The sequence below is a fragment of the Burkholderia sp. 22313 genome (assembly GCF_052045245.1).
Lineage (GTDB): Bacteria > Pseudomonadota > Gammaproteobacteria > Burkholderiales > Burkholderiaceae > Burkholderia.
This window is the reverse complement of record NZ_JBQEON010000032.1, coordinates 18,152-39,494: the sequence shown is the minus strand read 5'-3', so window position 1 is coordinate 39,494 and position 21,343 is coordinate 18,152. Positions and strand designations below refer to the sequence as shown.

At 67.2% G+C, this 21,343-nt stretch carries 23 protein-coding genes; 15 read left to right on the top strand and 8 right to left on the bottom strand.

Going from position 1 to position 21,343, the window contains the following annotated elements:
- Positions 1 to 29: 29 nt before the first annotated feature.
- The 6 genes from ACTJKF_RS23980 to ACTJKF_RS23955 all read right to left on the bottom strand — a co-directional run bounded on the left by ACTJKF_RS23980 (position 30) and on the right by ACTJKF_RS23955 (position 7,259).
- Positions 30 to 515: an N-acetyltransferase family protein gene (locus tag ACTJKF_RS23980; RefSeq protein WP_440626691.1), complete on the bottom strand. Its 486-nt coding sequence runs from the start codon at positions 513 to 515 to the stop codon at positions 30 to 32.
- Positions 512 to 787 carry a hypothetical protein gene (locus ACTJKF_RS23975; RefSeq protein WP_006476519.1) on the bottom strand — a complete coding sequence of 92 codons (276 nt, stop codon included), beginning with the start codon at positions 785 to 787 and terminating at the stop codon, positions 512 to 514. The genes ACTJKF_RS23980 and ACTJKF_RS23975 overlap by 4 nt, the downstream gene beginning before the upstream one ends.
- A 37-nt stretch (positions 788 to 824) precedes the next feature.
- On the bottom strand, positions 825 to 2,120 hold the full coding sequence (gene moeA, locus ACTJKF_RS23970; protein WP_440626690.1) for a molybdopterin molybdotransferase MoeA: 1,296 nt from the start codon (positions 2,118 to 2,120) through the stop codon (positions 825 to 827).
- Positions 2,121 to 2,223: 103 nt separating this feature from the next.
- Positions 2,224 to 2,841: a molybdenum cofactor guanylyltransferase MobA gene (gene mobA, locus ACTJKF_RS23965; protein ID WP_440626688.1), complete on the bottom strand. Its 618-nt coding sequence runs from the start codon at positions 2,839 to 2,841 to the stop codon at positions 2,224 to 2,226.
- Positions 2,842 to 2,860: 19 nt separating this feature from the next.
- On the bottom strand, positions 2,861 to 3,973 hold the full coding sequence (gene moaA, locus ACTJKF_RS23960; RefSeq protein WP_440626686.1) for a GTP 3',8-cyclase MoaA: 1,113 nt from the start codon (positions 3,971 to 3,973) through the stop codon (positions 2,861 to 2,863).
- Between the two features lie 130 nt (positions 3,974 to 4,103).
- On the bottom strand, positions 4,104 to 7,259 hold the full coding sequence (locus ACTJKF_RS23955; protein ID WP_440626684.1) for an Rne/Rng family ribonuclease: 3,156 nt from the start codon (positions 7,257 to 7,259) through the stop codon (positions 4,104 to 4,106).
- 720 nt (positions 7,260 to 7,979) lie between these two features.
- Here ACTJKF_RS23955 and ACTJKF_RS23950 point away from each other — a divergent pair.
- Genes ACTJKF_RS23950 through ACTJKF_RS23935 form a run of 4 tightly spaced genes read left to right on the top strand, consistent with a single transcriptional unit; the run spans position 7,980 to position 11,061 of the window.
- Positions 7,980 to 8,984, top strand: a complete 1,005-nt coding sequence (locus ACTJKF_RS23950; protein WP_440626683.1) for an RluA family pseudouridine synthase — start codon at positions 7,980 to 7,982, stop codon at positions 8,982 to 8,984.
- A gap of 5 nt (positions 8,985 to 8,989) precedes the next feature.
- Complete coding sequence (locus ACTJKF_RS23945; RefSeq protein WP_440626681.1) at positions 8,990 to 9,649, top strand: HAD-IA family hydrolase; 660 nt, start codon at positions 8,990 to 8,992, stop codon at positions 9,647 to 9,649.
- Positions 9,646 to 10,056, top strand: coding sequence for a Rieske (2Fe-2S) protein (locus ACTJKF_RS23940; protein ID WP_440626679.1), 411 nt, complete (start codon positions 9,646 to 9,648; stop codon positions 10,054 to 10,056). Before ACTJKF_RS23945 ends, ACTJKF_RS23940 begins: the two co-directional genes overlap by 4 nt.
- 12 nt (positions 10,057 to 10,068) lie before the next feature.
- On the top strand, positions 10,069 to 11,061 hold the full coding sequence (locus tag ACTJKF_RS23935; protein ID WP_440626677.1) for a S49 family peptidase: 993 nt from the start codon (positions 10,069 to 10,071) through the stop codon (positions 11,059 to 11,061).
- A 72-nt stretch (positions 11,062 to 11,133) separates the two neighbouring features.
- Here the strand turns inward: ACTJKF_RS23935 and ACTJKF_RS23930 are convergent, their stop codons facing one another.
- Complete coding sequence (locus tag ACTJKF_RS23930; protein ID WP_124500160.1) at positions 11,134 to 11,856, bottom strand: SAM-dependent methyltransferase; 723 nt, start codon at positions 11,854 to 11,856, stop codon at positions 11,134 to 11,136.
- Positions 11,853 to 12,482 carry a Maf-like protein gene (locus ACTJKF_RS23925; RefSeq protein ID WP_440626675.1) on the bottom strand — a complete coding sequence of 210 codons (630 nt, stop codon included), beginning with the start codon at positions 12,480 to 12,482 and terminating at the stop codon, positions 11,853 to 11,855. The genes ACTJKF_RS23930 and ACTJKF_RS23925 overlap by 4 nt, the downstream gene beginning before the upstream one ends.
- Positions 12,483 to 12,743: 261 nt before the next feature.
- Here ACTJKF_RS23925 and ACTJKF_RS23920 point away from each other — a divergent pair, with 261 nt between their 5' ends.
- The 11 genes from ACTJKF_RS23920 to ACTJKF_RS23870 all read left to right on the top strand — a co-directional run bounded on the left by ACTJKF_RS23920 (position 12,744) and on the right by ACTJKF_RS23870 (position 21,341).
- Positions 12,744 to 13,379, top strand: coding sequence for a DUF177 domain-containing protein (locus ACTJKF_RS23920; protein WP_440626673.1), 636 nt, complete (start codon positions 12,744 to 12,746; stop codon positions 13,377 to 13,379).
- A gap of 98 nt (positions 13,380 to 13,477) precedes the next feature.
- Positions 13,478 to 13,657, top strand: coding sequence for a 50S ribosomal protein L32 (gene rpmF, locus ACTJKF_RS23915; protein ID WP_006051932.1), 180 nt, complete (start codon positions 13,478 to 13,480; stop codon positions 13,655 to 13,657).
- A 129-nt stretch (positions 13,658 to 13,786) separates the two neighbouring features.
- Complete coding sequence (plsX, locus tag ACTJKF_RS23910) at positions 13,787 to 14,893, top strand: phosphate acyltransferase PlsX (RefSeq protein ID WP_440626671.1); 1,107 nt, start codon at positions 13,787 to 13,789, stop codon at positions 14,891 to 14,893.
- Complete coding sequence (locus ACTJKF_RS23905) at positions 14,894 to 15,883, top strand: beta-ketoacyl-ACP synthase III (protein WP_440626668.1); 990 nt, start codon at positions 14,894 to 14,896, stop codon at positions 15,881 to 15,883.
- An 84-nt stretch (positions 15,884 to 15,967) separates the two neighbouring features.
- A complete protein-coding gene (gene fabD / locus ACTJKF_RS23900; RefSeq protein WP_440626666.1) occupies positions 15,968 to 16,900 on the top strand; it encodes an ACP S-malonyltransferase in 933 nt (310 codons plus the stop codon).
- Positions 16,901 to 16,936: 36 nt separating this feature from the next.
- Complete coding sequence (gene fabG, locus ACTJKF_RS23895; protein ID WP_440626664.1) at positions 16,937 to 17,686, top strand: 3-oxoacyl-ACP reductase FabG; 750 nt, start codon at positions 16,937 to 16,939, stop codon at positions 17,684 to 17,686.
- A gap of 144 nt (positions 17,687 to 17,830) precedes the next feature.
- Entirely contained in the window at positions 17,831 to 18,070 is a 240-nt protein-coding gene (gene acpP, locus ACTJKF_RS23890) for an acyl carrier protein (protein WP_014897657.1), read from the top strand.
- Positions 18,071 to 18,235: 165 nt separating this feature from the next.
- A complete protein-coding gene (fabF, locus tag ACTJKF_RS23885; protein ID WP_440626662.1) occupies positions 18,236 to 19,468 on the top strand; it encodes a beta-ketoacyl-ACP synthase II in 1,233 nt (410 codons plus the stop codon).
- Between the two features lie 11 nt (positions 19,469 to 19,479).
- Positions 19,480 to 19,944 (top strand): hypothetical protein, encoded by a 465-nt coding sequence (locus ACTJKF_RS23880; protein ID WP_440626661.1) that lies wholly within the window; start codon positions 19,480 to 19,482, stop codon positions 19,942 to 19,944.
- A 91-nt stretch (positions 19,945 to 20,035) separates the two neighbouring features.
- Positions 20,036 to 20,635 (top strand): RNA polymerase sigma factor RpoE, encoded by a 600-nt coding sequence (gene rpoE / locus ACTJKF_RS23875; RefSeq protein WP_006490873.1) that lies wholly within the window; start codon positions 20,036 to 20,038, stop codon positions 20,633 to 20,635.
- An 88-nt stretch (positions 20,636 to 20,723) separates the two neighbouring features.
- Positions 20,724 to 21,341: a sigma-E factor negative regulatory protein gene (locus ACTJKF_RS23870; RefSeq protein ID WP_440626758.1), complete on the top strand. Its 618-nt coding sequence runs from the start codon at positions 20,724 to 20,726 to the stop codon at positions 21,339 to 21,341.
- The last annotated feature ends 2 nt before the right edge of the window (positions 21,342 to 21,343 follow it).

Sequence of the window (21,343 nt, the reverse complement as noted above, 5' to 3'; positions counted from 1 at the left end):
CAGCAACGGCCGGCGCGGCCGGCCCGCGTTCAGCGTGCGGCGAGCGCGTCCAGCGCGTCGCCGGTGACGCGCACGATGCGCCATTCCGGCAGCACGGTCGCACCCATCTTCTCGTAGAAGTCGATCGCCGGCTGGTTCCAGTCGAGCACCGACCATTCGAAGCGGCCGCAGCGGCGTTCGACGGCCAGGGCCGCGAGGTGCTGCAGCATCGCGGTGCCAAGGCCCGTGCCGCGTTGCGACGGCTGCACGTACAGATCCTCGAGATACAGGCCGCGACGGCCGAGGAACGTCGAATAGTTGTGGAAGAACAGTGCATACGCGACGATCGCGCCGTCGCGCTCGGCCACCAGCGTTTCGGCCGCGGGGCGCGCGCCGAACAGCGCGTCGGACAGATCGGCTTCGGTCGCGACGAACAGATCCGTGAGCCTTTCGAACTCGGCCAGCTCGCGCATCAGCGCGAGGATCGCGCCGACATCGCGCGTTTCGGCCGCGCGGATCAGCGGCGCGCCGCTCACGCTTCCTCCGGCGGATCGGACAGCACGATCTCGATGCCGCCGAAGCGCGATGCGACCCAGTTGTACGCGTGGCAGGCGATCCACAGCAGCACGAACCCGAGGATCGCGTTCAGCAGCAGCGCGCTCAGGATCGTGCTCAACTCGACCATCCCGTAGCGGATATACGCGACCAGAATGCCGAGCAGCACGATCGGCACGCTGAACGTCAGGTAGACGAGGATCAGCGCCTTCGCGGTCTGCCCCGCGGCGATCGACGAGATTTGTTTCTTCATGTGCGGATTGCCCCCGTAGAGATATACCGATTGGAATTCAGATCAGGCCGTCAAGCGGCAGGATGTCGACCAAGGCGCCCGCGTCGACTGCCGCGGTATCGTGGCCCAGGACGATGAAACAGTTGGCGGCCGCGAGGCCGCTCAGCGATGCGGAACTCTGCGAACCGGCCGGCGCGACATCCCACTGGCCGTCGGCGGTGCGCGTTGCAATGGCGCGCAGGTATTCGGTGCGGCCCGGGCGCTTTTTCAATGCCTGCGTGCTGCGCGCCGGGTACATCGCCGTCGGCGGCGTGTGTGCACCGGCCAGCGTCAGCAGTGCGGGGCGCACGATCGCTTGGAACGTCACGGCGGACGCGACCGGATTGCCCGGCAGCCCGAAGAACAGCACGTGACCCGCGCCGTCGTCCGCACGCGCGAGCGTGCCGCACGCGAGCGGCCGGCCGGGCCGCAGCGCGAGGCTGGCGAACGTCACGTCGCCGAGCCGCGCCATCACGTCGCGCGTGAAATCGGCTTCACCGACCGATACGCCGCCGGACGTGATCACCGCGTCGACCTGTGCGGCGGCCGCATCGCGCAAGGCGCGTTCGAGCGCGGCCGGATCGTCGCGGACGATCCCGAGATCGAGCGCGTCGATGTGCAGCCTTTCGAGCATCGCAATCAGCATCCCGCGATTGCTGTCGTACAGCGTGCCTCGGTCGAGCGGCTCACCGGGCTCGCGCAGTTCGTCGCCGGTCGAAAACACGGCAACGCGCACGCGGCGGCGCACCGTGACCTCGGACAGCCCGAACGATGCGAGCAGGCCGAGATCGGACGGGCGCAGGATGCGGCCGGCGGCGAGCGCGCACGCGCCGCGCGCGAGATCCTCGCCGGCCTTGCGGCAGTTTGCGCCGGGTGCGACGTCGTGCGCGGCGAAGCGGATGACGTCGCCGTCGATGCGAACGCGTTCCTGCGGAATCACGGTGTCGCATCCGGTCGGCATCGGCGCGCCGGTCATGATGCGGATGCACGTGTCGGCCGCGACGGTGCCGTCGAACGGATGGCCGGCGAACGCGGTGCCGGCGACCGTCAGCGTGATGTCGGCGGTCGCTGCGAGCGCGGCTGCGCCGGCGTCGAACGCATAGCCATCCATCGCCGAGTTGTCGTATGCGGGAATGTCGAACGGCGCATTCACGTCGGCCGCGAGCACGCGGTCGAGTGCGTCATGCAGCGACACCGCGTCGCACGCGTCGACCGGCACCGCAAAACGGCACGCGAGCGCCTGCGCATCGGCGAGCGACAGCGGGGCAGCGGAATCGGGTGCGGTTCGGGAGGCGGGCGAGGATTGCGTGATCATCAGTCGGACTGCGCCGCAAGGCGTATCGGGTTCGTGGCCGGTGGCGCGAAGGGGGGCCTGAGCGCGGAGGCGCATGCGGCGGGCGGACACGATGCCGGCGCCGTCAGCGGCGGGCAAGCGCGGCGAGTTCCTGCCAAGTGTTGGCATTGTAAAACGCACGCTCGTCGCGAAACTCGACTTCGACCGTCTTGTGGCGTGCGTACCACGCACGCACCTTGCGCTCGCCGGCCGCGAGCCGGGCGGCGAGATCGTCGGCGAGCGACGTGCGCAGCAGCGCGAAGGTCGGTTGCGGCGAACGCGTGTGCTGTGCGTCGACGGTCACCGCCATCGCGATGTCGGCCTGCCGCGCGTCGAGCGCCGCATGCAGCCGCGCGACGAGATCGGCCGGCAAATAGGGCGTATCGCACGGTGAGCACACGACAAGCGGTGCGCGCGCCGCTCGCATGCCGGCGAGCAGGCCCGCGAGCGGGCCGGGAAAATCGGAGGTGTCGTCCACCACGATGCGCGCGTCGAACGGCGCACCGAGCTCGGCGTAGCGATCGGCATTGCGATTCGCGCTGATCAGCGTTTCGTCGACCTGCGGCGAAAGCCGACGCAGCACGTGCAGCGCGAGCGGCGTGCCGTCGAGCAGCTGCAGGCCCTTGTCGGCGCCGTCCATGCGCGTCGCGCGTCCGCCCGCGAGCAGCAGGCCGGCAATGGAAGGCGAGGGGGAGGCGGGCATCGCGAGCGAGCGGCGCGGGTCAGCCGCCGATGTACGACATTTCGACGCGCTTGCCGGCGCCCTCGGGCGCGGCGTCGCCGGCCGCGCTGCCGCGCAGTTGCGAATAGCGGTCGGTGCGGGCCTGCCAGATCCGGGCGATTGCGGTCAAGATCTCGGCGTCGCTGGCGCCGCTGCGCACCAGCGCGCGCAGGTCATGGCCCGCCGACGCGAACAGGCACAGGTACAGCTTGCCTTCGGTCGACAGCCGCGCGCGCGTGCAGTCGCCGCAGAATGCCTGCGTGACGCTCGAGATCACGCCGATTTCGCCGCTGCCGTCCGCATAGCCCCAACGCTGCGCGGTTTCCGCCGCCGTGTGCGGCTCGAGCGGCACGAGCGGGAACTGCTCGGCGATCCGCGCGACGACATCGGCGGACGGCAGGACCTCGGCCATGTTCCAGCCGTTCGACGTGCCGACGTCCATGTATTCGATGAAGCGCAGGATCACGCCGGTGCCGCGAAAGCGCTCGGCCATCGGCAGGATCTCGCTGTCATTGGTGCCGCGCTTCACGACCATGTTGACCTTGACCGGCGCGAGGCCCGCTGCCTGCGCGGCGAAGATGCCGTCGAGCACGTCGGCGCTCGCGAAGTCGGCGTCGTTCATGCGCTTGAACAGCGTGTCGTCGAGCGCGTCGAGGCTGACCGTCACGCGCGTGAGACCGGCGTCCTTCAGCGCACGCGCCTTGCGCGCGAGCAGCGAGCCGTTGGTCGTCAGCGTCAAGTCGAGTGGGCGGCCGTCATGGGTCGTCAGGCGAGCGAGGCGCTCGATCAGGAATTCGAGGTTCTTGCGCAGCAGCGGCTCGCCGCCCGTGATCCGGATCTTTTCGACGCCGTGTGCGACGAACAGCCGCGCCACACGCTCGATCTCTTCGTGCGTGAGCAGCGCGCTGTGCGGCAGGAACGGGTAGTTTTTGTCGAACACGTCGCGTGGCATGCAGTACACGCAACGGAAGTTGCAGCGGTCCGTCACCGAGATGCGCAGGTCGCGCAGCGGCCTGGCGAACGTATCGGCCAGGGCGCCGTCAGGGGCATGCGCGACACCGGAGACATCCGGCATCCCGCTGACGTCGGTGAGAGGAATGATGCGTCGGGACATGTTGTAAGAAGTGCGAGCCAAGCTTCTATTTTAGCCGCAAGCGGCCGGCCGGGCCGGTGGGCGGAAACCCGCAGCGCGGAAAAGGAAAAGCCCGCCGGTGGCGGGCTTTTCTGGGCGGGCGATGCGTCGCTTAATGCTGCGACGTTTCGACCTGCTGCATCGGGGTCGAGTCGACCGCCGGCAGCGCCTTGCGTTCGCGCGGCACGCGGGCCGGACGCGGCAGGTTCGACGCGGCTTCCTGCGCAGCGCGGAACTTGTCGGCGTCCGTGTTCACCCACACGAGACCGGCTTGCTCCAGCACGACATCGAGGTTTGCCGAAGCGAAGGCTGCGGCCGGTCGAACCGGCGCTGGCGCTGCCGCAGCGGTTTCGGCCGGTACGGTTTCGACGTGCGCCGGCGCGACGGCTGCCGGAGCCACTTCGGCTGCGACGACCGGTGCCGGTGCGGCTTGCTCGACGGGCGCGGACTGCGGCGCTTCGACGGCAGCCGGCGCGGCTGGCACGTCGAACGCATCGGTCGGCGAAACCGCGACCGGAGCCGGGCCGGCCTCCGGAGCGGCAGCTGCCGCGACCGGTGCCGATTCGGCTGCCGGGGCAACTGCGGCCGGCTCGATCGGCGCGACCGGCGTCGCTTCGACGCGAACCGGTGCCGGTTGCGATTCGACCGCGGCCGGTGCGACCGCTTCGGCACGCTGCTCGACCGCTGCTTCGGCAACGACGGCGCCTGCCGCGGCGACAGCTGCCACGGCGGCCGGTGCGGCCGTACGGGCCGGCTCGATCGCGCTCGGCGCTTCCGCCGTCACGGCCGGCGCGGCGGCTTCACCTTCCGCACCTTGCTCGGCGTGCTCGCCGACTGCGCCTTCGTCCTCGCGCTCGCGACGACCACCGCGGCGGCCGCGGCGGCGGCGGCGACGTTCCTCGCCGTCACGTGCGCCGGCTTCCGCGTCGGCGGCCACATCGGCGCCCGGCAGGGCAGTTGCGGCGGCCTGGTCGAGTTCCGCTTCCGGGTGGTTCTCGCCACGCGTGACGGTCTCGAGCGTAGCCGCATGCTGCGTCGGCTTGCGGCGTTCACCGCGCTCGCGACGCTCGCCGCGTTCCTGGCGCTCGCCCCGGCCGGCTGCCTCGACGGCTTCCGTCTGCTCGGCGCGCTCGCGCGGTTCGCGGTTCTCGCGCGGTTCACGCGGCTCGCGGTTTTCACGCGGCTCGCGCGGTTCGCGGCCTTCGCGCGGGCCACGGCCCTCGCGACCTTCACGGCCGTCACGACCTTCACGCGGCTCGCGGCCTTCGCGCGGCTCGCGGTTCTCGCGCGGTTCACGCGGCTCACGACCTTCACGCGGCTCGCGTGCTTCCTTGCCTTCGCGTTCCAGGCGTTGCGGCTGACCGCGGCCTGCGGCTGCCTGATCGCGACCGCCCTGAGCCTGCTGGGCGCCGCCGCGACGGTTGCGGTTGCGATCGCCGCCACGCTGGTCAGTCTTCTCGGACCGCTCGCGGGCCGGACGGGCAGCCTGTTCCTTCGCCGGTGCCGGTGCGACCGGCGCGGGCGCCGGAGCCGGCGACATGCCGAACAGACCCTTCAGCCAGCCGACGATACCGCCGCTTGCCGGGGTGACCGGGGCGGGCGCTGCAACCGGCTCGGCCGGACGCTGCGGTGCCGGGCTCGGTGCCGGGCGCTCGGGCGTGATGCCCTTGACCGCCGCTTCCTGTTTCGGCTTCACGTCGGCTGCGCGCTTGCTGTAGCCGGTTTCCGACTCCAGTTCGCGGGCGGCTTCCTCGGCCATCTTCCAGGACGCGCGCGGATCGTCGAGGCGCGCGTCGTCATGGCGCAGGCGCTCGAGCTTGTAGTGCGGCGTATCGAGGTGCTTGTTCGGGATCAGCACGATGCCGACCTTGAAGCGCGACTCGATCTTGTTGATTTCCTGACGCTTTTCGTTGAGCAGGAAGGCGGTCACCTCGACCGGCACCTGGCAGTGGATCGCCGCGGTGTTTTCCTTCATCGCTTCTTCCTGAATGATCCGCAGGACCTGCAGCGCGGACGATTCGGTATCGCGGATGTGGCCGGTGCCGTTACAGCGCGGGCACGTCACGTGGCTGCCTTCCGACAGGGCCGGACGCAGGCGCTGGCGCGACAGCTCCATCAGGCCGAAGCGGGAGATCTTGCCCATCTGCACGCGTGCACGATCGTGCTTGAGCGCATCCTTCAGGCGTTGCTCGACTTCGCGCTGGCTCTTGGCCGACTCCATGTCGATGAAGTCGATCACGATCAGGCCGCCGAGGTCGCGCAGGCGCAGCTGGCGGGCCACTTCGTCGGCCGCTTCGAGGTTCGTGCGGGTCGCCGTTTCCTCGATGTCCGCGCCCTTCGTCGCGCGCGCCGAGTTCACGTCGATCGCGACGAGCGCTTCCGTGTGGTCGATCACGATCGCGCCGCCCGACGGCAGCGGCACTGTGCGCGAGTACGCGGTTTCGATCTGGTGCTCGATCTGGAAGCGGGAGAAGAGCGGCACGTCGTCGTGGTAGCGCTTCACCTTCGCGACGTTGTCCGGCATCACGATATCCATGAAGGCGCGGGCCTGATCGTGGATTTCGTTCGTATCGATCAGGATTTCGCCGATATCGGGCTGGAAATAGTCCCGGATCGCGCGGATCACGAGGCTCGATTCCAGATAGATCAGCATCGGCTGGCCGGCATTGCCGCTTTGCGACGCCGCTTCGATCGCGCGCCACAGTTGCAGCAGGTAGTTCAGGTCCCACTGCAGTTCCTCGGCGCTGCGGCCGATGCCCGCGGTACGGGCGATCATGCTCATGCCGTCCGGGATCTGCAGCTGCGCCATGGTTTCGCGCAGTTCCTGGCGCTCGTCGCCTTCGATCCGGCGCGACACGCCGCCGCCGCGCGGATTGTTCGGCATCAGCACGAGGTAGCGGCCGGCGAGCGAGATGAAGGTCGTGAGGGCAGCGCCCTTGTTGCCGCGCTCTTCCTTCTCGACCTGAACGATCAGCTCCTGGCCTTCGCGCAGGGCATCCTGGATGCGCGCGGAGCGCATGTCGATGCCTTCCTTGAAGTACTGGCGGGCGACTTCCTTGAACGGCAGGAAGCCGTGGCGGTCTTCGCCGTAGTTGACGAAGCACGCTTCGAGCGACGGCTCGATGCGGGTGATGACACCTTTGTAGATATTGCCTTTGCGCTGTTCGCGCCCGGCGGTCTCGATGTCGATGTCGATGAGCTTTTGCCCGTCAACGATGGCGACGCGCAGCTCCTCCTGCTGCGTCGCATTGAACAGCATGCGTTTCATGAACGACTCCAGGCGGCTCCGCTGCCGGCGCCTCGCGGTTGTCAGTCGCGAGGGCGGGAACGACGGCAGGCCGCACCTTGTTGTGTTGTCACAAGCACGCTGGAGCGGGAAGGATGGCGGGGAGAATTGCCTGAAGAGGCGCTTGGGCCCGAAAGACGGGGGCCGGCGGCCATAGGGCACCTGCGAATACGGTTTCAAAGCACGGCGTTCACACACCGCACGCTGCACAAGCGCGCTAAGCCTGAGTCCGGGCATCGCCACGGGCGCGCAATGGGTCGCGCGCGCCGACGGGCGGCAGATGCTGCGGCTTGGGCCGCAGCGGGGAGTATCGAATCCAGCCCGACTTTCCCGCTTGGGGTGTACTTCCCTGGTTTGACGTCGCCAAGCCCCGCACGCTTCGCAGGGCCAAATCGGGCGCAACGCCGTAATTTTCGCAACCGGCAGCCTGCGGACGCACTTCGCGCCGCCGGCTGCCGATCAAATTCTTTTCAACCAACTTTCCGTTACCGCGGCGCCTTGCCGACCGAATCCGCCTGTGGGCGCGATCCTTGCCGACGGGCGGCGCCGTGCGTGCAACTTGCTGCATCTCTTTGATCAGGGGCGAGCAGCGGACCCCCGGCGCAAGTAAAATAGCGGTTTGCGCTTGCGCCTTGCCCGACTCGGTCGGGGCCGGCCTGTCAGGCCACCCTCAACGTCAGGCTGGGCAAAATTATATTCAGTATGAATGAGTTAGGCAAAATATCCCAGAATTCAGTCGCAAGTGGCCAGGTGTCGATGATTCAGATCGACGAAAACTCGGCCGGTCAGCGGATCGACAACTTCCTGTTGCGCGTCTGTAAAGGCGTGCCCAAAAGCCATATTTACCGGATCCTGCGCAGCGGCGAAGTGCGCGTCAACAAGGGCCGGGTCGACGCCCAGTACCGCCTCGCGTTCGGCGACATCGTCCGCGTGCCGCCCGTGCGGGTGGCCGCGGCCGACCTCGCGCGCGCCGACATGCCGATCGTGCCGCCCGCGCAGTTCGAGGTGCTGTACGAAGACGACGCGATGCTGGTCATCAACAAGCCGGCCGGCGTCGCCGTGCACGGCGGCAGCGGCGTTGCGTTCGGCGTGATCGAGCAGATGCGCCAGGCGCGCCCGCATGCGAAATTCCTCGAACTCGTGCACCGGCTCGATCGCGAGACGTCCGGGATCCTGATGCTCGCGAAAAAGCGCTCGGCGCTCGTCGGCCTGCACGAGCAGATCCGCGAAAACCGGATGGACAAGCGTTATTTCGCGTGCGGACACGGCGAATGGCTGCCCGACTGGGGCCGCCGCCGCGCGGTGAAGGCGCCGCTGTTCAAGTATTTGACGCCGGAAGGGGAGCGTCGGGTGCGCGTGCAGGACGACGGGCTGCCGTCGCACACGGTGTTCAACCTGCTCGACAGCTGGCCGGACTACGCGCTGGTCGAGGCGGAACTCAAAACGGGTCGGACCCATCAGATCCGCGTGCATCTCGCGCATCTCGGCCTGCCGATCGCCGGTGACGCCAAGTACGGCGATTTCGCACTGAACAAGGCGCTGGCGCGCGCAAACGCGCAGCCGTCGCTGAAACGGATGTTCCTGCACGCGCACCGGCTGAAGCTCGCGCACCCGCTGACCGGCGAGGCGCTGCAGTTCGATGCGCCGCTGCCGGACGAATGCCGGCGCTTCCTCGATCAACTCAGCGCTCTGCGCGATACCACCTGAACCGCATGGCACGACAGCAATTCGATCTGATCGTCTTCGACTGGGACGGCACGCTGATGGATTCGACTGCGCACATCGCGCACAGCATCCAGGCTGCCTGCCGCGATCTCGGTCTGCCCACCCCGTCCGACGAGGCATCCCGCTACGTGATCGGCCTCGGTCTGCGCGATGCGCTGCAGATTACCGCGCCCACCCTCGATCCGGCCGACTATCCGCGGCTCGCCGAGCGTTACCGCTATCACTATCTGCTGGACGACCAGCGCATCGAATTGTTCGCCGGCGTGCGCGAGCTGCTGACGGAGTTGCGCGATACGGGTTACCTGCTCGCGGTGGCGACCGGCAAGGGCCGGGTGGGGCTGAATCGCGTGCTCGACCAGTCGAAACTGACGAGCGTGTTCGATGCGACGCGCTGCGCAGACGAGACGTTCTCGAAGCCGCACCCGGCGATGCTGCACGAACTGTCCCGCGAATTGGGGCAGGATCTTGCGCGCACCGTGATGATCGGCGACACCACGCACGACCTGCAGATGGCCGCGAGTGCCGGGGCGGCGGGCGTCGGCGTGTCGTATGGCGCGCATACGGCCGATGCGCTCGCCGCGCTGACGCCGCGTTTCGTCGCGCCGGACGTCGTCGCGCTGGCGGCGTGGCTGCGGGAGCACGCATGAGCGCGGGGCCGGATGCCGTGCGAGTGTGCGCATCGGACGCGCTGAGCGACGGCGGCGCCGGCGTGCGTGTCGATGCGACGCTGCGCGGCGAGCAGGCGGTCGTGTTCTTCGTGCGCTACGACGGCCGCGCGTACGGCTACCTGAACCGTTGCGCGCACGTCCCGATGGAGCTCGACTGGGCCGAAGGGCAGTTCTTCGAGTCATCGGGCCTCTACCTGATGTGCGCGACGCACGGTGCGATCTATGCACCGGATACCGGCAAGTGCGTCGGCGGCCCGTGCCGCGGCGGCCGCTTGCGGCCGGTCGAGGTGGACGAGCGCGACACGCCGGACGGGCGTGCGGTATTCTGGGTGCCCGACGCGGACTTGCGTCCCGCTGCTCCGCTCCCTCCCGCCACGACCGACTGACGACACCATCGCATGGCCGACCAACCGAATTCCCCTGATTCCTCGCCCCGTTCCGACAGCCGCGAACCGAACTGGGAGCGTGCGGCGCTCGAGCGGATCGCGCTCGCGGCCGTCAAGGAGCAGCGCGCGGCGCGGCGCTGGAAGATCTTCTTCCGCTTCGCGTTCCTCGGCGTGTTCGTGCTGTTCGCATTCGCGCTGATCGATTTCTCGAGCGACTCGAAGTTTTCGGCGAGCGGGCGGCACACGGCGCTCGTGACGATCGACGGCGAGATCGCGGCCGGTGTCAACGCGAATGCCGACGATATCAACACGGCGCTCGACGCCGCGTTCGACGACGACGGCACGGTCGGCGTCGTGCTGCGGATCAACAGTCCGGGCGGCAGCCCGGTGCAGGCCGGGATGGTCTACGACGAGATTCGGCGGTTGCGCACGAAGTATCCGGACAAGCCGCTGTACGTGGTCGTGACCGACATGTGCGCATCGGGCGGTTATTACATCGCGTCGGCTGCCGACAAGATCTTCGTCGACAAGGCGAGCATCGTCGGCTCGATCGGCGTGCTGATGGACGGTTTCGGCTTCACGGGCCTGATGGGCAAGCTCGGCGTCGATCGCCGCCTGCACACGTCGGGCGAAAACAAGGGCTTTTACGATCCGTTCTCGCCCGAGACGCCGAAGATGGACGCCCATGCGCAGGCGCTGCTCGACCAGGTCCATGCGCAGTTCATCAAGGCCGTGAAGGATGGCCGCGGCAAGCGGCTGCATGAGACGCCCGACATGTTCTCGGGCCTGTTCTGGACCGGCGAGAAGAGTGTCGAGCTCGGGCTCGCCGACGGCTACGGCACGACCGATACGGTTGCGCGCGACGTGCTGAAGGCGCCGGATCTCGTCGACTACACGGTGAAGGAAAGCCTGACGAACCGCGTCGCGCGCAAGTTCGGCGCGGCCGTCGGCGGGGCCGCGATGAAGGCGCTCACCGCGGGCGGCACGTCGTTCAGCCTGCGCTGAGCGGCGGCCGGGCGGCGCCGCGGCGAACGGAGCAGGGCGCCCCGTGCCGCGAAGCGGCTGCCGGCGCGCGTGTCAGTTCGCGAGCAGCAGGAAGATGGCAGGGCGCTTGTGCAGATTCGGCGCAGGCGCCTTTTTCCAGTCCGCCACCGAGCGGCTGGCGATCGTCTCGGTTTCGAGGGTAAGGTCGGCGGCGACGCAGATCTGCGTCGACGGCGCGCAGGTCGCGACGAGCGTGTCGAGCATTGCGTGGTTCCGGTACGGCGTCTCGATGAAGATCTGCGTCTGGCGGGCCTTGCGCGACAGCTGCTCGAGTTCGCGCAGGCGTTTCGCGCGCGCGGCCGCGTCGACCGGCAGATAGCCGTTGAACGCAAAGCTCTGACCGTTCAGGCCGGATGCCATCAGCGCGAGCAGGATCGAACTCGGCCCGACGAGCGGCACGACCTTCACCCCACGCTCGTGCGCACGGCGCACCAGCAGCGCGCCGGGATCGGCGACGGCGGGGCAGCCGGCTTCCGACACGAGCCCGGCGTCCGCGCCTGCCAGCACCGGTGCGAGCAGCCGGTCGATCTCGCCGGCCGGCGTGTTGACGTTCAGCTCGCGGATTTCGATTTCCTGGATCGGCCGCGTCGTGCCGATCTTCTTCAGGAACGCGCGGGTCGTTTTCGCGTTTTCGCCGATGTAATAGCCGAGCGTGCCGGCGCGGGCCTGCACGGCTGCGGGCAGCACGGCGGCGAGCATCGATTCGTCGCCCTCGCCGAGCGTGTTCGGGACGAGATACAGCGTGCCGGCGGTCATGCGCGGTCTCCTTGGGATGCAAACAGTGGGTAGCCGGCGGCGCGCAGCATCCGCGTGAGTGCGATCAGCGGCAGGCCGACGAGCGCCGTCGGATCGCTGGAATCGATCGCGTCGAGCAATGCGATGCCGAGCCCTTCGGACTTCGCGCTGCCGGCGACGTCGTACGGCGTTTCCGCGCGCAGGTACGCATCGAGTTCGGCTTCGGGCAGCGAGCGGAAGCGCACGTGCGTGACGACGTCCTCGCTCTGCGTTTCGCCGGTGCGGCTGTCGTACAGGCTGAGCGCGCTGTGGAAAGCCACGTCGCGGCCCTGCATCGACAGCAGCTGCGCGAGCGCGCGCTCGTGCGTGCCGGGCTTGCCGATCTGGAGGCCGTCGAATGTCGCGACCTGGTCCGACCCGATCACGAGCACGCCGTCCGGCGCGTCGATCGTCGCGGCGACGGCGCGCGCCTTCGCGCCGGCGAGGCGCAGCGCGGTCGCGGCCGGTGTTTCGCCGGCGAGCGGGGATTCGTCGAGGTCGGGCGATACGACATCGAACGGCACGCCGAGGCGCTCGAGGAGCGTGCGGCGATAGCGGGAACTGGAGGCGAGAATCAGCCGCGGCAGGCGGCAAACGGTATCCGGCATGGTCGGTTGGGTCGGTGAGTCGTCAGGTGTGATGCGGTGTTGCGAGGGCGCAAGCTTAAGTGATTGACCGCAAAAGGTAAAACAGGTATGCTTTCCCGCTTTTCGTCGGCAGGCTTTCGTTGTGGTGGCGCCTGCCGGGTTTTCGGACGTAAAGTGTACGTAATCGTACGAGGTGCCGAGGCGCGTGCGTGGCGTAGATCACCTGCGTGAGCGGCGCCTGAAGCCGGATCCCGCAAGTCAGCCTGTAGGCAGGAGCGCAACATGAACACTTCTTCTGGCAAGCCGGCGGCATCGCTTGATCCGCACGCAGTCGACCTGTTCGAATTCGCCCGCAGCGGGCGGCAGGCAGCGGGTGCGGTGCGCCTGTCGCAGTTGCCGCGGATGTTGAACGAAGTGCCGGCGGACGCGCCCGATCGCGACACGGTCTTCACGTGGCAGGCCGAGGGGTTCACCCAGAAGGAGTTGCAGGACGACGGCGCCGATGGGCAGCAGCCGTATCTGCGTCTCGCGGTGCACGGCCATGCGTGGCTCACGTGCCAGCGCTGCATGACCCCGTACGACCAGACGTTCGGCGTCGACATGACGTACCGGGTCGTCGCGACCGAAGAAGAAGCTGAAGAATTTCCGCTCGACGACGATGAAGCCGATGTGATCGTGGGCTCACGCCAGTTCGATCTCGTCGACTTGATCGAAGAGGAATTGCTGCTTTCGTTGCCGCTCGTGCCCAAGCACGAGGTTTGCCCGGCAGTTCACGAAAGCCTCGTGTCGGGTGCGAGCGGTCCTTCGGAAGAGGCGGACGATGAGTCCGCCGAAGACGAGGACGAAGGCAAACGGCCGAATCCGTTCGCAGCGCTGGAAGCGCTGAAGAAGGACGGGGGCGGCAGCAAGAAACACTAAGCAGTTGTGGCGCGGGAAGGCGTAAGGGCTTTGGGCCAGGGTAGTTAAGCGCCGGATCGGGCTGTGTTAGAATCCGGAAAATTATTTAGGAGTTAGTCATGGCAGTCCAGCAAAACAAGAAGTCGCCGTCGAAGCGCGGCATGCATCGTTCGCACGATTTCCTGACGGCAGCGCCGCTGGCAGTCGAGCCGAGCACGGGTGAAGTGCATCTGCGTCACCACGTCAGCCCGAACGGCTACTATCGCGGCAAGAAAGTCGTCAAGACGAAGAACGACTAAGCGTCAAGTCACGCGTTGCGCGCTACGATCGCCGTTCGCGTGACAACTGGTTCGCTTGACACTTTCCTGGCGCAACAAAAAGGCGGCATTCAACTGCCGCTTTTTTGTGCCTGAAATTCGTCGCATTCCATGACCGTAAAGCTCACAATCGATTGCATGGGAGGCGACCACGGCCCGTCCGTGACCGTTCCCGCGGCAGTCAAGTTCGTCCGCGCGCATCCCGATGCGCACCTGATGCTCGTCGGCATCGAAAGCGCGATCCACGCGCAGCTGAAGAAGCTGAAAGCCCTCGACGATCCCGCGCTGACCATCGTGCCCGCCACCGAAGTCGTGGCGATGGACGACCCTGTCGAAGTGGCGCTGCGCAAGAAGAAGGATTCTTCGATGCGTGTCGCGCTCAACCACGTCAAGGAAGGCGCGGCCCAGGCCTGCATCTCCGCCGGCAACACCGGCGCGCTGATGGCCGTTTCCCGTTATGTGCTCAAGACGCTGCCCGGCATCGAGCGGCCTGCGATCGCGTTCGCGCTGCCGAACCCGACCGGCTACACGATGATGCTGGACCTCGGCGCGAACGTCGACTGCGAGCCGCAGCACCTGCTGCAGTTCGCGGAGATGGGGCATGCGCTCGTCGCCGCGCTCGAAGGCAAGGAGCGTCCGACGATCGGCCTCCTGAACATCGGCGAAGAGGTCATCAAGGGCAACGAGACGATCAAGCGCGCCGGCGAACTGCTGCGCGCCAGCACGCTGAACTTCCGCGGCAACGTCGAAGGCAACGACATCTACAAGGGTACGGTCGACGTGATCGTCTGCGACGGTTTCGTCGGCAACGTCGCGCTGAAGACGTCCGAAGGGCTCGCGCAGATGCTGTCGGACATCATCCGCGAGGAGTTCGGCCGTTCGTTGATGTCGAAGCTGATGGCGCTGCTCGCGCTGCCGGTGCTGATGCGTTTCAAGAAGCGCGTCGACCATCGCCAGTACAACGGCGCGGCGCTGCTGGGGCTGAAGAGCCTCGTGATCAAAAGCCACGGTTCGGCCGACGCCTACGCGTTTGAGTGGGCGATCAAACGCGGGTATGATGCCGTCAAAAACGGCGTGCTGGAGCGCCTCACGCGCGCGATGGCGGACAATTCGGTGTCGCTCGGCGACGGCGAACACGACGCGGGCGGCGCGGGCCAGGCGAGCCCGGCCGCAGGCCATCACGCCGAACCTTCCGCTGCGCAATCCTCTAAAGCATAAATGGCCCAATCGACTCTCTATTCCCGCGTGCTTGGCACGGGCAGCTACCTGCCGCCCGACCGCGTCACGAACCAGCAGCTTGCCGATCGTCTCGCGAAGGAAGGCATCGAGACGAGCGATGAGTGGATCGTCGCGCGCACGGGCATCCATGCGCGCCATTTCGCCGCACCGGACGTCACGACCAGCGATCTCGCGCTCGAAGCGTCGCGTCGTGCGATCGAGGCGGCCGGCATCGATCCGCAGTCGATCGACCTGATCATCGTCGCGACTTCGACCCCCGATTTCGTGTTCCCCAGCACGGCTTGCCTGCTGCAGAACAAGCTTGGCATCAAGAACGGCGGCGCGGCATTCGACGTGCAGGCCGTCTGCTCGGGTTTCGCCTACGCGATGGCGACGGCCGACAGCTTCATCCGCAGCGGCCAGCACCGTACGGCGCTCGTGATCGGTGCGGAGACCTTCTCGCGCATTCTCGATTTCAAGGACCGCACGACCTGCGTGCTGTTCGGCGATGGCGCGGGCGCGGTGATCCTGTCCGCCTCGGAAGAGCCGGGCGTGCTCGGCAGCGCGCTGCATGCGGACGGCAGCTATTCGCACATCCTCTGCACGCCGGGCAACGTCAATCGCGGCGTGATCGACGGCAGCGCGTTCCTGTACATGGACGGGCAGGCTGTGTTCAAGCTCGCGGTCAACGTACTCGAAAAGGTCGCGATCGAGGCGCTCGCCAAGGCGAATCTTGCACCCGAGCAGATCGACTGGCTGATTCCGCACCAGGCCAACATCCGCATCATGACCAGCACCTGCCGCAAGCTTGGCCTGCCGCAGGAGCGCATGGTCGTGACGGTCGACCAGCACGGCAATACGTCGGCTGCATCGATCCCGCTGGCGCTCGACACCGCGGTGCGCGACGGTCGCATCCAGCGCGGTCAGCACGTGCTGATCGAAGGCGTCGGCGGCGGCTTCACGTGGGGCGCGTCGGTCTTCCGCTTCTGATCCGCTGCGCGCGCTGCTGCGCGCGGATCCCGAACCGGCGCGCCGTTCGCGCGCGCCGTCCGAATCGATTCAATTGGGGAAGATATGAAATTTGCATTCGTTTTTCCGGGGCAGGGCTCGCAGTCGGTCGGCATGCTCAATGCATTCGCCGATCTCGCCATCGTGCGCGAGACGCTCCAGGAAGCATCCGATGCACTCAACCAGGATCTCGGCAAGCTGATCGCCGAAGGTCCGGCCGAAGAACTGAATCTGACCACCAACACGCAGCCGGTGATGCTGACGGCCGCGTATGCGTGCTATCGCGCATGGCGGCAGGCCGGCGGCCCGGCGCCGTCGATCGTCGCGGGCCACAGCCTCGGCGAATACACGGCGCTCGTCGCCGCGGGCGCGATCGCGTTCAAGGACGCGGTGCCGCTCGTGCGCTTCCGTGCGCAGGCGATGCAGACGGCCGTGCCGGTCGGCCAGGGCGGCATGGCCGCGATCCTGGGTCTCGATGACGACACGGTGCGCGCGGTGTGCGCCGAAGCCGCGGAAGCGGGCGTCGTCGAAGCCGTGAACTTCAACGCGCCGGCGCAGGTCGTGATCGCGGGCGCGAAGGCGGCCGTCGAGAAGGCATGCGAGATCGCGAAGGCGAAGGGCGCGAAGCGCGCGCTGCCGCTGCCGGTATCGGCGCCGTTCCATTCGTCGCTGCTGAAGCCGGCGTCGGATCAGTTGCGCGACTATCTGGCGAACGTCGACGTGAAGGCGCCGCAGATTCCGGTCGTCAACAACATCGACGTCGCGGTGGTCAGCGATCCGGCCGCGATCAAGGACGCCCTGGTGCGCCAGGCCGCAGGCCCGGTGCGCTGGGTCGAATGCGTGCAGCACATTGCGGGCACGGGCGTCACGCACGTGATCGAATGCGGTCCGGGCAAGGTGCTGGCGGGCCTGACGAAGCGCATCGACGGCAACCTGGTCGGCGCATCGGTGTTCGATCCGGCTTCGCTCGACGAAGCACTGAAGCTGGCGACCGCCTGACGCGGCGCCTTTCCTCAAGAGACGGATATTCGATTCATGGAAAAGACTCTCGATAAACAGGTCGCGATCGTGACCGGCGCATCGCGCGGCATCGGCCGGGCGATCGCACTCGAGCTCGCGCGCCAGGGCGCGACGGTGATCGGCACGGCGACGAGCGAATCGGGCGCCGCGGCGATTACCGCCGGTTTCGCGGAAGCGGGCGTCACGGGCCGCGGCGCGGTGCTGAACGTCAACGACGCGGCGGCTGCCGAGGCGCTGATCGACGCGACCGTGAAGGAATTCGGCGCGCTGCACGTGCTCGTCAACAATGCAGGCATCACGCAGGACCAGCTCGCGATGCGCATGAAGGACGAAGACTGGGACGCGGTGATCGACACCAACCTGAAGTCGGTGTTCCGCCTGTCGCGCGCGGTGCTGCGCCCGATGATGAAGGCCCGTGGCGGGCGCATCATCAACATCACGTCGGTGGTCGGCTCGGCCGGCAACCCGGGTCAGGCCAACTACGCGGCCGCGAAGGCCGGCGTCGCGGGCATGACCCGTGCGCTCGCACGTGAAATCGGCAGCCGTGGCATTACGGTGAACTGCGTCGCGCCGGGCTTCATCGACACCGACATGACGAAGACGCTGCCGGAAGAACAGCAGGCCGCGCTCAAGACCCAGATTCCGCTCGGCCGCCTCGGCAGCCCGGCAGACATCGCCCATGCCGTCGCGTTCCTCGCATCGCCGCAGGCCGGTTACATCACCGGCACGACGCTGCACGTGAACGGCGGCATGTACATGTCGTAACGGTTTTCGTTTACCATCCGCGCCGTATCCCGTTTTTCAGGCGGATCGGCGCTTGATCGACCATCAAGCCAACGCGCGTTTTGGCGTCAGCAAACCTGATAAAATGCGCGCACTTGTAAATCTGAACTTTCCCTCGGAGGGGTAATGGATAACATCGAACAACGTGTCAAGAAGATCGTCGCTGAGCAACTGGGCGTCGCTGAAGCCGAGATCAAGACCGAAGCTTCGTTCGTGAACGATCTGGGCGCGGACTCGCTCGACACGGTCGAACTGGTGATGGCTCTGGAAGACGAGTTCGGCATGGAAATCCCGGACGAAGAAGCAGAGAAGATCACGACCGTTCAGCAAGCGATCGACTACGCTCGCGCAAACGTCAAGGCGTAAGCGTCTTTCGCGCTTGTCCGCCACGTCGCCGCGATCTTCGCGATTGACGCGCCATCCTGCCGGCATTCGCGCCGGACGGACTAACAGCCACAGGGCTCGCAGGGCTGGTTCCTGTGGCCACTGTGGCTTTTGTTTTTGTCATCCAATAATGGAAAAGAGGTTACCGTGAGCCGCCGTCGTGTTGTTGTTACAGGCCTGGGGCTGATTTCGCCTGTTGGCAATAATGTTGCCGACGGCTGGGCCAATCTCGTCGCCGGCAAGTCCGGTATCGCCACCGTCACGAAGTTCGATCCGTCGAACCTCGCCTGCCATTTCGCGGGCGAAGTGAAGGGTTTCAGCGCCGAGGAGTACATCCCGGCGAAGGAAGCCCGGAACATGGATACGTTCATCCATTACGGCATCGCCGCCGGCGTCCAGGCCATCCGGGACAGCGGGCTGGAAGTGAACGAAGCCAATGCGGAACGCATCGGCGTGCTGGTCGGTTCCGGCATTGGCGGCCTGCCGATGATCGAAGATACGCACCAGACCTACGTCGATCGCGGCGCACGCCGGATTTCGCCGTTCTTCGTGCCGGGTTCGATCATCAACATGATCTCGGGTCACCTGAGCATCATGTTCGGCCTGAAGGGCCCGAACCTCGCGGCCGTCACGGCCTGCACGACCGGCCTGCACAGCATCGGCCTCGCTGCGCGCCTGATCCAGGCCGGCGACGCCGACGTGATGGTCGCGGGCGGCGCCGAATCGACGGTGTCGCCGCTCGGCATCGGCGGATTCGCCGCCGCGCGCGCGCTGTCGACCCGCAATGACGATCCGGCTACCGCATCGCGTCCGTGGGACAAGGACCGCGACGGCTTCGTGCTGGGCGAGGGCTCGGGCGTGATGGTGCTCGAAGAGTACGAGGCGGCGAAGGCGCGCGGCGCGAAGATCTACGCGGAAGTCGCGGGCTTCGGCATGACGGGCGACGCGTACCACATGACCGCACCGAACATGGACGGCCCGCGCCGCTGCATGGTCGCGGCACTGCGCGACGCCGGCCTGAATGCCGACGCGGTCCAGTACCTGAACGCGCACGGCACGTCGACGCCGCTCGGCGACAAGAACGAGTCCGACGCGGTGAAGGCGGCCTTCGGCGAGCATGCGTACAAGCTCGTCGTGAACTCGACGAAGTCGATGACGGGTCACCTGCTGGGTGGCGCGGGCGGCCTCGAATCGGTGTTCACGGTGCTGGCGCTGCACAACAACGTGTCGCCTCCGACCATCAACATCTTCAACCAGGACCCCGAGTGCGATCTCGATTACTGCGCGAACACCGCGCGTGACATGAAGATCGACGTTGCCGTAAAGAACAACTTCGGCTTCGGCGGTACCAACGGCACGCTGGTGTTCAAGCGCGTCTGACGAAGAATCGCTTGACGAGTCCATTCGATGCTCCGGCCGGGCGTCCGCAGCGCTTTGCGTTGCGGGCCTCGGCCGTGTCGTATGTCGTGCTGGCCGCGTTCGTCGCGGCGGCTGCCGCGTCCGCGTACCTGTTCTGGGCACCGCGGGCCGGTGCCGCCGCCGGCGCGTGCGGGGCTGCGGCGACTGCCGCGCTGCTTGCCGTGTGGGCCGCGCGGGCCTGTGCCCGTCGGCTGCCGGCCGAACTGCGGATCGATGCATTCGGGGAAGTTGCGGCGTTTGGCCGCAGCGGGCGCTTGCTGGCCCGGGGCCGCGTGACGGGCCATGCACACTGGAGCAGCCTGCTGCTCGTGCTGTCGGTCGGGCAGGGCGCCCGGCGCGCCCGGCCGCTGCTGATTCCGGCCGATGCGCTCGACGCCGCGTCGTTCAGCGCGCTTTCCGTGCTGGCGCGTACCGCGGGCACGGCGGGGCAGGCGTGACGGCGGCCCGGTTACCGACCGTAACCAGCGGCCGGCGCCGGAACGCTACAATAACGCTCCGCGTTGCATCCCTAGTTAATGGATTTGTCAGGTGAGTGAAAAAGAAATCGATCAGGCTCTGGTCGAGCGCGTACAGAAAGGCGACAAGGCAGCGTTCGAACTCCTGGTCTCCAAATACCACCGCAAGATCATTCGGCTGATCTCGCGCCTCGTGCGGGACCCCGCCGAGGTCGAGGATGTGGCCCAGGATGCGTTCATCAAGGCGTATCGTGCGCTGCCGCAATTTCGTGGCGAGTCGGCGTTCTACACGTGGTTGTACCGGATTGCCGTCAATACGGCGAAGAACTACCTTGCGACGCAGGGTCGCCGGGCACCGACCTCGACCGAGGCCGATGCAGAGGAAGCGGAAACTTTCTCCGACGCAGACCAACTAAGGGATATCAACACGCCTGAGTCGATGTTGATGAGCAAGCAGATTGCCGAGACGGTCAACGCTGCCATGGCTTTGCTGCCCGAAGAATTGCGCCAGGCCATTACGCTGCGCGAGATCGAGGGCCTGAGCTACGAAGAGATCGCGGAAATGATGGGCTGTCCGATCGGGACGGTCCGTTCGCGGATCTTCCGGGCGCGCGAGGCAATCGCTGCGAAATTGCGTCCGCTGCTCGATACACCCGAAGGCAAGCGCTGGTAAGCGCGACGGGTGCAACGACGTGGGTCGGGGTCTAGTTACGGATAGAGTCGTGAAATCACGACGGGGTGTGTGCAAGATGGGGAGCATCATGGGGTCGGTCAATACGCAGTCGCAAGCGTGCTCGCGCGGCGAGCGCCTTTCCGCGCTGGTCGACGGTGAACTGTTCGACGGCCCGGATCACGGGCAGTTTCTGGCTGAGCTCGACCGCGCGGATCGCGCTGCGTGGGCCCATTACCACCTGATCGGCGATGCGCTGCGCTCGGACGAGCTCGCGCTGTCGCCCGCGCTGAGCGTCGCATTTGCCGCACGCATGTCGGCCGCGCTCGAAAGCGAGCCGCACCTGCTCGCGCCGGCCGCCGCGCCGGTCGCGCGCAAGCTGCTGTCGCTGCGCCGGCGCGTCGTGCCCGCGTTCGCGGTGGCCGCCGCGGCAGCCACGCTGACGTGGATCGTCGTCCCGCAAATGCAGACGGCCGGTGCGCCGGGCGCCGTCCAGGTCGCGTCGGCAGGCGCGCCGCAGAACGGCAACCTGCAGCGTGTGACGGTCGCACAGGCATCGGCGCAGCCGGGCCTGCAGGACGTCAACATCATCCGCGACGCCAGTCTCGACCAATACCTTGAAGCGCACCAGCAATTCGCGCAGCAGCCCGTCGTCACGGGCTCGATGCCGCTGATCCGCGCTGCCGTGACCACCACGCCAGGCCAATAAAC